The sequence below is a fragment of the Microbulbifer sp. ABH2_005 genome (assembly GCF_056160005.1).
In genome coordinates this window covers 52,075-67,903 of the sequence record NZ_JBSWWI010000003.1, presented here as the reverse complement: position 1 = coordinate 67,903, position 15,829 = coordinate 52,075, and the positions used below count along the sequence as shown (strand labels likewise).

The 15,829-nt window shown below is 52.9% G+C and carries 11 protein-coding genes; 3 read left to right on the top strand and 8 right to left on the bottom strand.

What is annotated here, in order from left to right:
• Positions 1-2 precede the first annotated feature (2 nt).
• Genes narJ through ACXAFI_RS19170 form a run of 3 tightly spaced genes read right to left on the bottom strand, consistent with a single transcriptional unit; the run spans position 3 to position 6,059 of the window.
• On the bottom strand, positions 3-737 hold the full coding sequence (narJ, locus tag ACXAFI_RS19180; RefSeq protein ID WP_475110060.1) for a nitrate reductase molybdenum cofactor assembly chaperone: 735 nt from the start codon (positions 735-737) through the stop codon (positions 3-5).
• A gap of 19 nt (positions 738-756) precedes the next feature.
• Positions 757-2,304, bottom strand: coding sequence for a nitrate reductase subunit beta (gene narH, locus ACXAFI_RS19175; protein WP_252084095.1), 1,548 nt, complete (start codon positions 2,302-2,304; stop codon positions 757-759).
• Between the two features lie 2 nt (positions 2,305-2,306).
• A complete protein-coding gene (locus ACXAFI_RS19170) occupies positions 2,307-6,059 on the bottom strand; it encodes a nitrate reductase subunit alpha (RefSeq protein ID WP_475110059.1) in 3,753 nt (1,250 codons plus the stop codon).
• A 317-nt stretch (positions 6,060-6,376) separates the two neighbouring features.
• Between ACXAFI_RS19170 and ACXAFI_RS19165 the strand changes: the two genes are divergently transcribed.
• The 3 genes from ACXAFI_RS19165 (at position 6,377) to ACXAFI_RS19155 (ending at position 9,797) form a co-directional block, all read left to right on the top strand.
• Positions 6,377-8,227 carry a histidine kinase gene (locus ACXAFI_RS19165; RefSeq protein ID WP_475110058.1) on the top strand — a complete coding sequence of 617 codons (1,851 nt, stop codon included), beginning with the start codon at positions 6,377-6,379 and terminating at the stop codon, positions 8,225-8,227.
• Positions 8,228-8,625: 398 nt separating this feature from the next.
• The gene (locus ACXAFI_RS19160) at positions 8,626-9,300 is read left to right on the top strand and encodes a CHRD domain-containing protein (protein ID WP_475110057.1); all 675 of its coding nucleotides are present in this window, start codon (positions 8,626-8,628) and stop codon (positions 9,298-9,300) included.
• Between the two features lie 53 nt (positions 9,301-9,353).
• The gene (locus tag ACXAFI_RS19155; RefSeq protein WP_475110056.1) at positions 9,354-9,797 is read left to right on the top strand and encodes an SRPBCC family protein; all 444 of its coding nucleotides are present in this window, start codon (positions 9,354-9,356) and stop codon (positions 9,795-9,797) included.
• A gap of 243 nt (positions 9,798-10,040) precedes the next feature.
• Here ACXAFI_RS19155 and ACXAFI_RS19150 read toward each other — a convergent pair whose 3' ends face one another.
• From ACXAFI_RS19150 to ACXAFI_RS19130, 5 genes are all read right to left on the bottom strand, one after another.
• Entirely contained in the window at positions 10,041-11,441 is a 1,401-nt protein-coding gene (locus ACXAFI_RS19150) for an amidase (protein WP_475110055.1), read from the bottom strand.
• Positions 11,442-11,507: 66 nt separating this feature from the next.
• Entirely contained in the window at positions 11,508-12,392 is an 885-nt protein-coding gene (locus ACXAFI_RS19145) for a helix-turn-helix domain-containing protein (protein ID WP_475110054.1), read from the bottom strand.
• Between the two features lie 114 nt (positions 12,393-12,506).
• A complete protein-coding gene (locus tag ACXAFI_RS19140) occupies positions 12,507-12,671 on the bottom strand; it encodes a hypothetical protein (RefSeq protein ID WP_475110165.1) in 165 nt (54 codons plus the stop codon).
• A 114-nt stretch (positions 12,672-12,785) separates the two neighbouring features.
• Positions 12,786-13,946, bottom strand: coding sequence for a slipin family protein (locus ACXAFI_RS19135; protein WP_475110053.1), 1,161 nt, complete (start codon positions 13,944-13,946; stop codon positions 12,786-12,788).
• 624 nt (positions 13,947-14,570) lie between these two features.
• Complete coding sequence (locus ACXAFI_RS19130) at positions 14,571-15,800, bottom strand: RtcB family protein (protein WP_475110052.1); 1,230 nt, start codon at positions 15,798-15,800, stop codon at positions 14,571-14,573.
• Positions 15,801-15,829 lie beyond the last annotated feature (29 nt).

The window sequence follows — 15,829 nt, the reverse complement described above, 5'->3', positions numbered from 1 at the left end:
TGTTACTCCTGTGGTACGGGCTGGGCAGAATTCTGCGCGGCATCTTTGGCACTGGAGGCCCAGGTTAGGGGCTGGCCGTCGCGCAGCTGCGCAGCGCTGGGCCGCGCTATGGACTGGTCACAATTGTTGGCGCCGGTAAAGCTGACCACCTCTTCCTCCCAGATCTTGTCCAGCGCCTCGGGGGTATCGTCGCGCTCCTCATTGGCGACTTCTTCTTTGAGCGCGGTCAGATCTACAAAGACTCCGGCCATCTGCAAGAGCGCATCCATCAACAGGTGATAGGGGCTCTCGCGCTTTGACAGGCGCGCGCTCAACAGGGCAATCACATGGGTGATATCGTGCACCCAACCGTAGGCCGCTTCACCTTGGGTGGCGCAGAACTCTAAGTAGGTGGGCAGGTAATCCGGCAGTTCGCGCTCATTCAGTTCCAGGCCGGCAGCTCGGTAGCGGTTCATCAGATCCACCATGGCCTGGCCGCGATCGCGGGATTCGCCGTGGATATGCTCGAACAGGTGCAGGGACACAGCCCGGCCGCGCTCAAACAAACCGTCGTATTCACTCTGCCAATCGAGCGCATCCATACGCTCGTAGTGAGAGATAAACGCCAGCAGCAAATCGCGCAGGGGCTTGTCCAGGTCTTCGGATTCCGCCACCCAGTTGGTTAACTCATCCAGGTGCGCCACCAGCTCATCGGACGGGTAATCCAGCAGGTGGGCGATCAGGTTTAATACTTTCATCGGTACTCTCCCCTCGGCCTCAGTCGACCACTTTGGCCGGTATCACTTCGCGCACCGCATTCTGCTTGCCACCGAAGATATTGGTGCTGTCGTTGCCGGTGCTGCAGCCGTTGCCGAAGCTGAAACCACAGGAGGACTTCATGTCGTAGGCGTTTTCGGCGTAAGCCTTGTGGCTTGAGGGCACCACGAAGCGGTCTTCGTAATTGGCCAGGGCCATATAGCGGTACATCTCTTCTACCTGGGCGACGGTCATCCCGGCCTCTTCCAGTAACTCGCGTTCCTGCACGCCGTCCACATGGATGCCGCGCATATAGGCGCGCATCACAATCATGCGTTCCAGGGCGCGGGCCACTGGCTTCTCGTCGCCGGCGGTGAGCAGGTTGGCGAGGTATTGCAGCGGGATACGCAGGGTGGAGAGATCGGGGATCTCGGCGCCGCGCCCCACGGTGACGGTTTCCACTTGGCCGGCCTGCACTGCATTCTGGATCGGAGACAGCGGCGGCACGTACCAAACCATGGGCAGGGTGCGGTACTCCGGGTGCAGCGGCAGGGCGATCTGCCAATCGATGGCCATCTTGTACACCGGGGATTTCTGCGCGGCTTCGAGCCAGGCTTCGGGGATACCCTCGGCGCGGGCAGCTTCCTGGACTTTGGGATCGCTGGGGTCGAGGAAAATATCGCACTGGGCTTGGTAGAGGGCTTTTTCATCTTCTACCGCAGCGGCTTCTTCGATGCGGTCGGCGTCATAGAGCAGCACCCCCAAGTAGCGGATACGGCCCACGCAGGTTTCGGAACAGATAGTTGGCTGGCCCGCCTCAATACGCGGGTAACAGAAGATACACTTCTCGGATTTACCGGTTTTCCAGTTGTAGTAGATCTTCTTGTAGGGGCAGGCGGATACGCACATGCGCCAACCGCGGCATTTGTCCTGGTCGATCAGGACGATGCCGTCCTCTTCGCGCTTGTAGATGGCACCGCTGGGGCAGGCAGAAACACAGGCCGGATTGAGGCAGTGCTCGCACAGGCGCGGCAGGTACATCATAAAGGTGTTTTCAAACTCACCGTAGATATCCGCCTGGACCTGTTCGAAGTTCTTGTCCTTCTTACGCTTGTCGAATTCGGTACCGAGAATTTCTTCCCAGTTGGGACCCCACTCGATCTTCTCCATACGCTCGCCACTGATCAGCGAGCGCGGGCGGGCCACCGGCTGGTGCTTCTGCTCCGGCGCCTTGTGCAGGGTCTGATAGTCGAAGTCGAACGGCTCGTAGTAGTCGTCGATTTCCGGCATATCCGGGTTGCCAAACAGGTTGGCCAGCACCCGGTGCTTGCTGCCGATCTTGGGCTGCAACTTGCCGTTTTTCTTGCGGGTCCAGCCGCCGTTCCACTTGTCCTGGTTTTCCCACTCTTTGGGATAGCCGACACCGGGTTTGGTCTCGACGTTGTTAAACCAGGCGTACTCGACCCCCTCGCGAGAGGTCCAGACGTTTTTACAGGTCACCGAGCAGGTGTGGCAGCCGATACATTTATCGAGGTTCAGCACCATGCCGATCTGGGCTCTAACTTTCATTGTTACACCTCCTCTCGCGTCGGCTCTTTGACGTCTTCGCCATCCAGCCAGTCGACCTTGTTCATTTTTCTCACCACCACAAACTCATCCCGGTTACAGCCCACAGTGCCGTAGTAGTTAAAGCCGTAGGACTGCTGGGCGTAGCCGCCGATCATATGGGTGGGTTTCATCACCGCACGGGTTACGGAGTTGTGGATACCGCCGCGGGTGCCGGTGGTTTCCGCTCCCGGTGTATTCACGATGCGCTCCTGGGCGTGGTACATCATGGCCATGCCGTCTGGCACCCGCTGGGACACCACCGCACGGGCGGCAATGGCGCCGTTGACGTTGAAGATTTCGATCCAGTCGTTGTCTTCAATACCTGCCAACTTGGCGTCGTTCTCACTCATCCATACTATGGGGCCACCACGAGACAGGGTGAGCATCAGCAGGTTGTCGGAATAGGTGCTGTGAATGCCCCATTTCTGGTGCGGGGTGATCCAGTTCAACAGGATCTCCTTGTTGCCGTTGGGCTTCTGGTTCAGCACCGGCTGTACGGTTTTCAGGTTGATGGGCGGCTTGTACACACACATGGTCTCGCCGAAGTCGCGCATCCACTCGTGATCCTGATAGAACTGCTGGCGGCCGGTGATGGTGCGCCAGGGAATCAGCTCGTGCACATTGGTGTAGCCGGCGTTGTAGCTCACATGCTCATCTTCCAGGCCAGACCAGGTGGGCGAGGAGATGATCTTGCGGGGCTGCGCCACGATATCGGCGAAGCGGATCTTCTCGTCTTCCTTGGGCTTGGCCAGATGGGTGTGATCGCGACCGGTGATCTTGCCCAGCGCTTCCCAGGCCTTCACCGCCACCTGGCCGTTGGTTTCAGGGGCCAGTGACAGGATCATCTCGGCGGCATCGACGGCGCTGTCGATACGGGCGCGGCCGTCGCGGGCGCTTTCATCCTTCCAGGTGCGGTTGAGCTTCTTGAGGAAGTCCACCTCGTCATCGGTATTCCAGCTGATGCCCTTACCGCCGTTGCCGAGTTTTTCCAGCAATGGGCCGATAGAGGTAAAGCGGTTGTAGGTGTTGGGATAGTCGCGCTCCACCTCGATCATGCTCGGCGCGGTAACGCCGGGGATCAGGTCGCACTCACCCTTCCACCAGGCCTTCACCCCAAAGGGCTGGGCGATTTCGGTGGGGGTATCGTGGTGGATTGGCAGGGTTACCAGATCCTTCTCCACCCCCAGGTGGCCGTCGGTGAGTTCGGAGAATTTCTTCGCCACACCTTTGAAAATGTCCCAGTCGCTGCGCGCTTCCCAGGCCGGGTCCACCGCTTTGGTGAGCGGGTGGATAAAAGGGTGCATATCGGAGGTATTGAGATCGTCCTTCTCATACCAGGTGGCCGTCGGCAGCACGATGTCGGAATAGAGACAGGTGGTGGACATACGGAAGTCCAGTGTCACCAGCAGATCGACTTTGCCCTCACTGGGGGTATCGTGCCAGGCCACATCTTCCGGCTTCTTGCCGCCGGCTTCGCCCAGGTCCTTACCCATCAGGCCATGCTTGGTGCCGAGCAGGTGGCGCAGCATGTACTCGTGGCCCTTACCGGAGGAACCCAGCAGGTTGGAGCGCCAGATGAACATGTTACGCGGGAAGTTCTGCGGGTTATCCGGGTCCTGGTTGGCGAACTTGAGCGCGCCGCGCTTAAGCTGCTGTACGGTGTAATCCTTGGCGGACATACCCGCAGCAGCGGCATCTTTGGTGAGTTGTAACGGGTTCATACCCAGCTGCGGTGCGGATGGCAGCCAGCCCATACGCTCGGCGCGGCTGTTGTAATCGATAATGGAAGCCTGCCACTTGCTCTTGTCGGCCAGCGGCGAAACCACTTCGTCCATTTCCAACTTCTCGTAGCGCCACTGGCTGGCGTGGTTGTAGAAGAAGGAGGTGCCGTTCATATGGCGCGGCGGACGCTGCCAGTCGAGGCCGAAAGCGAGCGGGGTCCAGCCGGTTTGCGGGCGCAGTTTTTCCTGCCCCACATAGTGGGCCCAGCCACCACCGCTCTGACCGATACAACCGCACATCATCAGCATATTAATGAGGCCACGGTAGTTCATATCCATGTGGTACCAGTGGTTGAGGGCGGCACCCACAATCACCATGGAGCGTCCACGGGTTTTGTCAGCGGTATTGGCGAACTCGCGTGCAACCTGGATAACGTTCTCGCGGCGACAGCCGGTGATTTTCTCCTGCCAGGCGGGAGTGTAGGGTTTGTCTTCGTCGTAGCTGTGCGCGCAGTTGGGATCGTCGAGACCGTGCTCGACGCCGTAGTTGGCCAGGGTCAGGTCGTAGACGCTGGCAACTTTGAGCACCTCGCCATCTTTGTTCTGCACAAACTTTACCGGCACCTTGTAATCGATCACATCGCTGTGGTCGGTGTGCTGGAAGTAGTCGTGCTCGTGGGTCTGGCCACCGAAGTAGGGGAAGGCCACCTGGGCGATTTCATCGGCGCAGTCTTTCAGGCTGAGCTTCAGCTCTACTTCTTCGCCACTGAGGCCATCGCGCTGCTCAATATTCCATTTTCCCTGCTCGCCCCATCGATAGCCCACTGAGCCCTGAGGGGAAACCAGCTGGCCATCATGGTTGACGGCGATGGTCTTCCACTCCGGGTTGTTATCCTGGCCGAGGTCATCCGCCACATCGGAGGCGCGCAAGAAGCGGCCCTGTATCAGCTTGCCGTCGCGCTCTTCCAGGGTCACCAGCATCGGCATATCGGTGGTGGTGCGCACATATTCGGTGAAGTAGGCGCTGGGCTTATCGACGTGGAATTCTTTCAGGATCACGTGGCCGAAGGCCATCGCCAGGGCTGCATCGGTGCCCTGACGCGGTGCCAGCCAGGTGTCGCCAAACTTGGAACACTCGGAGTAATCGGAGGTGATTACGCAGGTCTTGGCACCCTTGTAACGCACCTCGCTGAGGAAGTGCGCATCCGGGGTACGGGTCTGCGGCACATTGGAGCCCCATACGATCAGGTAGTTGGAGTTGTACCAATCGGCGGACTCCGGCACGTCGGTCTGCTCGCCCCAAATCTGTGGAGAGGCGGGTGGCAGGTCGCAGTACCAGTCATAGAAACTCAGGCAGTTGCCGCCGATCAATGACAAATAGCGGGCACCTGCGGCGTAGGACACCATTGACATGGCGGGAATCGGCGAGAAGCCGGTTACCCGGTCGGGTCCGTATTTTTTGGTGGTGTAGACGTTGGCAGCGGCGATCAGCTCATTGGCTTCATCCCATTTGATCCGCACAAAGCCACCCATTCCACGGCGCTCTTTGTAGGACTTGGCCTTGGCCGGGTCCTCGACAATGCTGGCCCAGGCATCCACCGGATCACTGTGTCTCAACTTGGCTTCGCGCCAGAGTTTTACCAGACGTTTGCGTATTTTCGGGTACTTGAGGCGGTTGGCCGAGTACATATACCAGGAGTAGCTTGCGCCACGTGGGCAACCTCGGGGCTCATGGTTGGGCAGGTCCGGGCGGGTGCGCGGGTAATCGGTCTGCTGGGTCTCCCAGGTGACCAGGCCGTCTTTGACGTAGATCTTCCAGCTGCAAGAGCCGGTGCAGTTCACCCCGTGGGTGGAGCGCACGATCTTGTCGAACTGCCAGCGGCGACGGTAGCCGTCTTCCCAGCTGCGGTCGTCATGGGTCTTTTCCCCGTGTCCTCCAGAAAAGGGCTCTTTTTGTTTCTTCAGATATTTCAGTCGGTCCAGGAAATGGCTCATGCGGTACTCCCAGGGCATCGAAATGCGGTTAAAGCATCGGGTTAGCTGGGAATATAAAAGCGCTGTAAAAGAGGATCACCTGACCAAAAAGGGGTAGAAAAGCGCTGGGCTACCCATGAGTAGGTAAGAAAATGGCGCCAGTGGACGGCTGGGGTCGGGCGTAAGTCCCGTAGTGTCTTAGGCGCTATTTAAAACGCAGGCAATAGGTTAAATTTTGTGCAAAACTGGCACTCTTTGGTGGTACTCACAAATTTGAGCGCTCGTAAGCGGCACAATAGAGGCTATCCAACAGCGGCCCGAGATCGAAGTGAACTGATATGTTGAACCGAATCCGACAGTCCATCGTCTATCGAATCGGCACCCTAATGCTGCTCACAGTGTTAGTCGCGCTGAGCTCCATGGTGGCCTCTTACATTATCTCTGACGCCGCGGAAAACGATGCCGCCGCAGTGAACCTGGCCGGGTCCCTGCGTGCTATGAGTTACCGTCTCGCAGCGACAGCCCCCTCTGGTGATATGGAAGCCACCGCCACACTGTCGAACGAGGTCACTTCGCGCCTGAGCCGGGTATTGAGTATTTCCGACTTCAGTGCCAGCGATAACCTGCGCGCGGCGCATAACTACCGCAAGGTGATCGACAGCTGGGAGGGAGAGATTCGCCCTCTGTTGGAATCCATCGCCGCCGGTCGCACAAGCATGGACTCCCTGCAGTTAGCCACTCACCTGGAACCATTTATTCACGACGTAGACACCCTGGTACTGGACTATCAAACCATCGCCGAGCAAAAGATCAGCCTATTACGCCTGCTACAGGTGGCCTCCCTGTTTGCCATAGTGGCGCTTGTTTACCTGTCCCTGTACATACTGCATCGCTCCGTGGAACAACCCCTGAAGCAACTCACCAGCCTCTCAATGAGCATCGCCCAGGGGAACTTCAATCAGCATCATTTGGAAATCGACAACGAGGATGAATTGGGGGTACTGGCGCGCACCATCAATTATATGAGCGACGAGATCCACGCAACCCATCGTGACCTGGCCCACCGGGTCGAATTAAAAACCGCCCAATTACAAAAAAGCCACGAGGCACTGGATTTCCAATACCGCCTGGCACGGCGTATTAGCGAGGGGCCCCTAGCCGGGGCCGAGCTGGGGCAATGGCTGGGCGAGTTCGCCAATGTCGCCGACTTGAACAACCTGGACCTGTGCCTGATGACACCTGAAGGCGAAGCCCCCTACGAACATCTGGTGCAGGGGTTTGGCAACAGCCAGTGCAGCGGCAGTGACTGTCGTGTTTGCGTGAGCACCTGCGGACCCTCCGATGAGGGAGAGTTCCGCGTGTACCGCTTCCCCCTGGAAGTGGATAAGCGCAATTACGGCGTACTGATGTGCACTCTGCCCAGAGGCAACAGCCTCGATGAGGAACAGCAACAGCGCCTAGCCACCTTTGCCGACAGCGTCACCGCCGCCATCGCTATCAACGAGCGCGAGGCCCAGGAACGCCGCGTTGCCCTTCTGGATGAGCGCGCAATCATTGCGCGGGAGTTGCACGACTCCCTGGCCCAGTCCCTGTCCTACCTGAAAATCCAAGTCACTAGACTCAGTCGCGCCAATCGCAGCGAACAGGTGGATAAATCCAAGGTGAAGGAGATTATTACCGAGTTAAAAGAGGGCTTGGACTCCTCCTATCGCCAGCTGCGCGAGCTGCTCACCACCTTCAGGTTACAGATAGGCCCTGGCGGTCTACGCAATATCCTCGAGCAATCCATCCTCGCCTATCGCGAGCAACACCCGCAGATTACTATTTTGCTCGACTATCACCTCAATGAAGTGCCGCTCACTCCCCACGAGGAAATCCACCTGCTGCAGCTGGTCCGCGAAGCTACCCAGAATGCCGTCTATCACTCCCAGGGAGATATGGTGCAAATCAGCCTGATTCAGGCTAAAAACCAATCGCTTAATGTTCGCATCCGCGACAATGGCGTCGGTATCAGCAACGCACCGGAAAAACGCAACCACTTCGGTATGTCAATCATGCAGGAACGCGCCAGTAATCTGAACGGCAAATTGAATATTCAGCGGCGTGAGGAGGGGGGCACAGAGGTACAATTTAACTTCACTCCCCTTTATGCCCGAGAACGGGAATTGGTTTGGAGGGATGCGGGGTGATAGCGCCCCACCTCAACAGCAAGGTCACTGGGTATGGATAAGCAATCCCTGTATCCAGTGTTTTAATTTTGCGAAAATGCCTGTTAATAATTTTTTACGATAACTCCAACTTTCCCGGCTGCCTCCTGTCTACCTCCTCCCTTACCCTTCGCTTCCTGTCAGTCTGAACATCCATCCTCTGCGGTTTTCCTTTGTACCTCAACATACCCAGTACAAAAATTCTGTCTTCTAAATTGGCCCCAAAGGGTTAACACCTAGTACATATGCTACAAGTACTTATCGCCAGCCACCCATGATCTACACGGATCTTCATAGTAAATAAGTTCACTATTGAGCGTCTGGCATCCAATTTCTCGTGCTGGTAATAACAAGATCGATTCAATATAGAGGAGAGATTTATGAAACTCAGTTCATTACCCAAAATCGCTTATTTAATAATGGCGATGTTTTTACTGGCCCATTCCACCTTCGCCACTGCAGATAACCACCATAAAAAAGAAAAAGACTCACCCACTGCCAAACATGGCTCTGGCGAGAAAGCCTGGTCCGATGCCGGGGATGACAAGCGATTTACCATTTTCAAGGCCGACCTGACTACCGCTAACGAAAATATGCTCGGCAAAAAGGTGAACCCACAAACCCCTAAAGATGCGGGTGGCTACTTTATTGGCGCCTACAATAACCAGACACACATGCTGAGTTTTATGGTTGGTTACAGCCACCTATCACCCGGTGGAGTAACCATGTCGCACTTCCATATGCAGTGTGCCGGTGATGGCAAAGAGCCCCCTATTTGTGAGCCAGGCAAAGCAAGCGGTCCGATTATCCAAACTATCTGTGGTATGCCGACAAACCCCGGCATGGTTGCCGACTGGCCCAAGACCAAAACCGATAAGGATAAACACGGACTGGAAAAGAAATGCTCCGAGGGCACCAGTGGATTTATTATGGGTAAATGGATGGTGGAAGAGCCCTATCGGAAAGGACTAATGGATGGAAAGGTCTTCATTAACCTACACAGTAAACTAGACCCCAAAGGCGAAATCTCTGGATTACTGATGAAAGGTAAATAGTATTCTTTGCCTACCCTCCGGACCCAGTTCTGACAACCCTAGGGGAAGCGGTGATGTCCAACTACACTACATCATTTTTTAGCCCAAGTTCCCGGGAAGATGCTTACAAGGCGGTAACCGAAAAAATGTCCCAGTGGTGGACACCGGTAAGCGCACCCTTCCTAAAGGTGGGCGACATCGCCAAAACCGGTTTTAAGGGGCAGTCTTACTGGGTCTTTCAAGCCAAAATATTGAAACCCGAGAAATTGATTGAGCTTGAATGCACCGAATCCAATATGGTTTCTGATAATGTAGATAACCCAGAGGAGTGGAAGGGCAGTACTCTGCGATTCGAATTTTCTGAAGCGAATAAGGGAACTCTAATTACATTTACCCATATTGGCCTATCCCCAGAAATGAAATGTTGGGATATGTGTAAAAGTGGATGGGATTATTACCTGCAGGAAAGTCTTCAGGATTACCTCAAAGATGGGACCGGCAAGCCAAATAGCTACTAGCGATATGGACGGCCCTTTAAAGGCAGGTTACACCAAAAATCTGGTGAATTCTGCCTTTGCTGTTGCAATAGAATATTAAGTTTGGGCAGCGAATACCCAAAGAGGTAGGACAGCTTAAGGCCCTTGTATCTACTATTCGTAAATACTTTCTATTTATTTTTACCTACTATCACTCGCACTAACCCTCATCCTCTTACCACAAATCGAGAGCCACACCAATTAACTGACACAAAGAAACCACTATTAGCCATTCGTAAACATGGGACACTGGTGTGGTTTCAGAATGTTATGTAAGCGTTTCGCAGTTTCGATAAGCTCTTTCTCTTGGCCTTTAAGGCCGATCAGCTGTGCTCCGATCGGAAGCCCGTTCCCATCAAATCCTATTGGTAAGGTCACAACTGGATGACCCGTCAGTGAAATCGGCGTTGTAAAGGCTGCCATCGCATCAAAATAATTTACCGATTGCTCATTGATGTACATAGGGAGGGCGTAATCACGCACACCATTGCGATCGCTGGTTGGTGCCATATGCTTAAACACCGAAGTCGCCGTGACGGGCAACACCCATACACTGTTATCAGCCAAAAAGGCATCAATAGCACCAGACAATATCTTTTTTTCGTCAATTGCATTGCTGAGGCGGCTTTTATTGTGACGATAACCAAGCATGACATTCGCGATAAATTCTGGTGAACGACGCGCACTTGCACGCCCAAGAATGCTGGAAAGAAAACGTACAGGCGCCGACATCAAAGCGCTTGTTTCAAACCCCATAATTTCACCAAATGCGCGACGTGCACGTTTAAAATCGAAATCTTTTGGTTGCGCCTGTACTACGTGAACTCCAGATTCTTCCCATACGTTTTTCGCATTTTCAAAACATTTAACGATGCTCTTACAAACTTCAATCCCGCCGCTATCGACACTCCAGTTGACCTTTGGCATTTTAAATTCTTTCTGCCCAACGTCTGGCTGGTTATTCATATGTGTCCATACCAGGTCCAAGTCATCGCAAGTTCTGGCAATCGGTCCCATACGCGCAAAATGCTTCAGCGGTGCAGCCTGGTTTGGCATAGTCCCATCAATGGGAATGGCATCCTCGCTCGGCAGAAGGCTAAACACACCACAAAATGAGGCGGGGATACGCAAAGACCCACTCAAGTCTGTACCAATATCGACAAAGCTCATCCCCGCTGCTATCGCAGCTGCACCGCCACCACTACTCCCTCCCGGTGTGTATTCTAAATTCCAAGGGTTGTTAGTGGTGCCAAATAGGGTATTACTGCACTGAAAGTCCATCGAGAGGGGCGGAAGATTCGTTTTACCCATAACCTGAGCACCAGCATTCAGCAGCCGCTCCACGGCAGATGCGGTTTGGGTAGGGTGGAACCCCTTGTAACGTTCCGACCCGAATGTGCAGGCCATCCCGTGATAGTAAATTTGATCCTTCAGGGTGATGGGCAAACCCGCCAACGGACGCATATTACTTGTAGGCTGGTTTTCATTGAGTGTTACAACGGCATTGATCACCGGGTTGAGGCGCTGTATACGTTCTAGCTGGTGGTGTATTACCTCTTTGGCCTGGATATCGCCTGCCGACAAGGCTGCACAAATCTGGGTGGCTGGGTATTGATGAAGTTGCATGGCTTAATTCCGAACAATTTTGTTTCGGACGAATTTAGCAAGTAAAGTGGAAACCTGCTGTTCCTATCATGCTTTTCTGAGTGGAATATAAATACGAGTGAGTTGTTTTGCTGGATCGATGTAGTTCGGTGTTCCCGAATAAGCTTCGAACGGAAATTCATCACGTAGCCTATACGCTGTCTGAGCAAGCCAGTTGCGATAAATCTGGTTCCAAGTTTGGTAGAGGAATTTGTAATCCCCCCAGTGTTCAAAGACCGCCCATGTACCAGCGTCGAACATGCGCCAATTATAGCTTTTGTTGTTGTTCAGGCGTTCTGAATAGGCTCCACCGTACCAAACTGTAACGGTATCATCATTGAGCATCTGGGGGGTGTTAGGAAAACAGCTCATCAAGAATTGATCCGGTGGCACTGTCTCTTTCAGTAGCGCTAAAAAATATGCACCAATATCCAAATCACTCTTGTGGAAAAACTGGCCTTCATAGGTTCCTCTCGACTGCTGAAAGCGGAAATAGAATGGTCGTAGAGTGACGATCTCGACTGGCTCAATCACCTGGCGCGGCGGCTGATTGATCAAATACGGGCGGCCCTGTTGCACCCCTGTTTCCGCGGCTTCGGGAGAATTGCGAAAAGCAGAGGGGCTTATTCCGAACTGTTTTTTGAATGCCCGAGAAAAAGCGCTATGGGTTTGAAAACCACAATTAAGTGCAAGTTGTAGTAAGTTGACGTTTGGAGTGTTGGTGAGTTCCAATGCTGCGGTCTCCAGACGACGCACCGCAATATAGCGATTCACAGGTTCTCCCATATAGGCAAAAAACAATCGTTGAAAATGAAAAGACGACAGATGAACATGATTAGCAATATCGGTAATTTTCAAATTTCTATGAAGGTTTTCCTCAATTAACTGTGCTGCTTGAGTTACTTTCGTTCTATTTTTATCTAACCTCTTCATCGGATTATTTTAGTTACCCTTGAACCGATTTCTCATGAAAAATCTACAGTCAGTATTTATATCTTCGCTCCAGCTTCTTTTCCTGCACCTATACGCATTAACGCTGGTAGAAAATTATTTTTGGAAAAAACTGAGGAATTTTTTATTGTAGGTACAGCGTTCAAAGCAAAAATTGCTTATACCACTGGTCAACAATAGCGGTGACAATACGATTTGAAAGGCCAGGCTTTTACGGCCTGCACGAATAGTTTTAATAAGAACCTGCATTCCCAGGCACAAGGACAAAGTAAGGGAAGTCCGTAATATTTGTCCGCCGCCCTCCCCTGGGCGCCGTCTATCTCAATCACTCATCGATTCCTTTATTACCACTAAATAATTCTGTTATTTTTTTCATCAGGCAGTTGAGCGCAGTTTTACCAGATCATTAAGCACGCCATCAAGGCCACCATACACCGATATTTTATCTAGGCGTGCACTGACCTTTTCTAAAGATTCCAATTCTTTTAGACGCAGTAATGTAGAATTATTATCCATCATCTTGGCAGTGTTATGCAGGGAGCCCATAGCCTGGGTCTCTTCACGGCGCTTTATTAAATTCGCTTCAGACTCCTTCTGTGCCTCCACTACCTGATTGAGAATCATCTTCATATCGCCAGGCAAGATAATATCTTTCACTCCGACACTGACAATCTCGATACCGTAATGGGCTAGTTTTTTATGGATACCCGTTGCAATAACAATATTCAGCCGATCTTTATCTGCCAATAAACTATCCAGAGTCTGGGTACCTACCGCTTCACGCAAACCTAATTGCAGTTCACGATAAATATGGTTTTTATAATCACTGAGTTTTAATGCCACCCTTTGTGGATCTGTAATCTTGAAGCTGCCACTCAGGTTAATGCGCAGGCTAACTCTATCTTTGGTTAGAATTTCCTGGCCACTTACTTCTATAGTTTGCAAGCGCATATCTATCAATTTCACTGCAATAGAGCGATTGTATTTCCAAAATCCATAGCGACCCGGCTGCAGCGCTTTCTCCAATTTTCCATTGACAATTAAAAGGCCCACATACTCATCGGGGACTTCGTTATAGCTTACCGCTTGAGCAGCAATGCGTATTTGGCTTGCGCAAGCACCACGACCGAGGAGCCCCAGTACATTGTCATCGATCGTGTATTCCCTGGAAATATCCACAATACCTACACGAACCGCTTCCCCCCCTTTCCATACGGCACGGTAACTACCAGGGGCAAGGATATCCACCAGGTGACCATCCCGATAGAAAAGTCCAACTTGTTGATCAGACAGCTCGTAGGACTGTAAATATTCACCTAACAAATCGCCATAAGTATTCAGTAGGAACTTTGCCTTGATCGCATCAAAAACCACATCGCTAATATCATAGGTTTCCACCCGTACATCACCGGAAAGCAGCCAGATACGGTGGCGCCCTGGTGGCAGCACCCTTTCAAATCGACTGCGGCGAAACAGCAGTGCTCGCTCATTATCAGCCACATTGACAATCTTCCATATTTTAAAGAGAGACTTCATTTCTCCGATCTCTTATCTTTTTATTCCTTTGGGTGGGATCCACTCGATCACAGGGTGGCCCAACGCTTGTACACAATGGGAGCAAATGACAGCGGTTTTGCAAAATTCTTCATTCACCCATCCCGGGTAACGCAACCAAAATCCCTGTCTAAAATAGAATCAATGCAAATCCTATAATCCACTCGCACAACGCAAACCCACGCAAGGCGACACTGTCACCGGAGTGCCTTTGTGTTTGACCATTGATGCAAAATCCAACAGTCCATACCATAGACACAGTGAGCCCCAGATAGATTTCAACAAAGAGGACTTCTTTGTGGGGACTCGAACCCCAGGCTCTCGCCTTCCCTTAAAGTCGCTTTCCAGGCGACGTGACTTTGACAGGAATCGAACCTGTAACAAACCGATTTAACGGTTGCTCTACCAATTGAGCTACAAAGTTAGCGTTTGAAGATTGCCCCAGTGGGTACACCTACCGCCAACGTCGGGGGTGCCAGGCCGGCATACAGAACCGGCTCCGCTGACTGGAACAAAACATTCAAACTTGTTTGCGGAGAGCCTGCCCTTTGGGCATAACTTCCGACATTCCTCACTACTAAAGGCCTTATTCGCGGCCAGCGCTGACTATCCTTTGACACAGACTACCTGCTTGAGGGTGTAAACGATTTCCACCAGGTCTTGTTGTGCTGCCATAACCTTCTCAATAGGTTTGTAGGCCGATGGGGTTTCGTCGATCACACCTTCGTCTTTACGGCATTCCACGTCGACAGTAGCCGCGCGATGCTCTTCCAGGGATACCAGTTTTTTCGCCTTGGTACGGGACATCACCCGCCCGGCACCATGGCTACAGCTGCAGAAGCTTTCTTCGTTTCCTAACCCCCGCACAATAAAAGACTTGGCCCCCATACTTCCGGGAATAATGCCCATTTCATCAACACGCGCCCTTACAGCGCCCTTACGGGTTACCAGTACATCCTTGCCGTAGTGGTGCTCGCGGGAAACGTAATTGTGATGGCAGTTAACCGCCTCCATACGCGCCTCAAAATCCATGCCCAGTGCCTGCTTCACCGCGCCGATAGTACGCGCCATCATGACTTCCCGATTGATACGAGCAAATTCCTGCGCCCATTCCACCGCCTGCACATAGTCATCGAAATGCTCGCTACCCTCAGGGAAATAGGCCAAGTCACTATCCGGCAAATGAATATGCCAACGCTCCATATCCCGCTTGGCCTTCTCAATAAAGTAAGTGCCAATACGGTTACCCACACCACGAGAACCGCTATGTAACATCAGCCACACACTGCCGTGCTCATCGAGGCACATCTCAATAAAATGATTACCGGTACCAAGAGTCCCCAAGTGATTGATATTGTTGGTATTTTTCAATACTGGATGCTTCTCCTTCAGCAACTCAAACGGCGCTGCCAAAGGCGTCCAACCGGCTAGTGCATCATCTGGAGGATTCTCCCAGGCACCCTTATCCCGACCCCTGCCCCGGTGCCGACCAGTGCGGCCGTGGGGTACGGCGCGCTCAATGGCACTGCGTACACCCGCCAGGTTATCTGGCAGCTGTGCCGCCGTGAGGCTAGTGCGCACCGCCATCATGCCGCAGCCAATATCCACACCCACGGCTGCGGGGATTACCGCGCCCAGGGTGGGTACCACACTGCCAATGGTGGCGCCTTTGCCCAGGTGTACATCGGGCATTGCCGCCACCCATTTGTGGATAAAAGGCAACTGCGAAATATTTCTGAGTTGAGCCCTGGCTTCTTCTTCAAAGGGTACACCTAAGGTCCAGGACTTAATCGGTACCCCACCTGCCTGCATCACTTCATACGGCAATGGTTTCATCTCTCGCTCCTTTTAAATCTCATGAAACC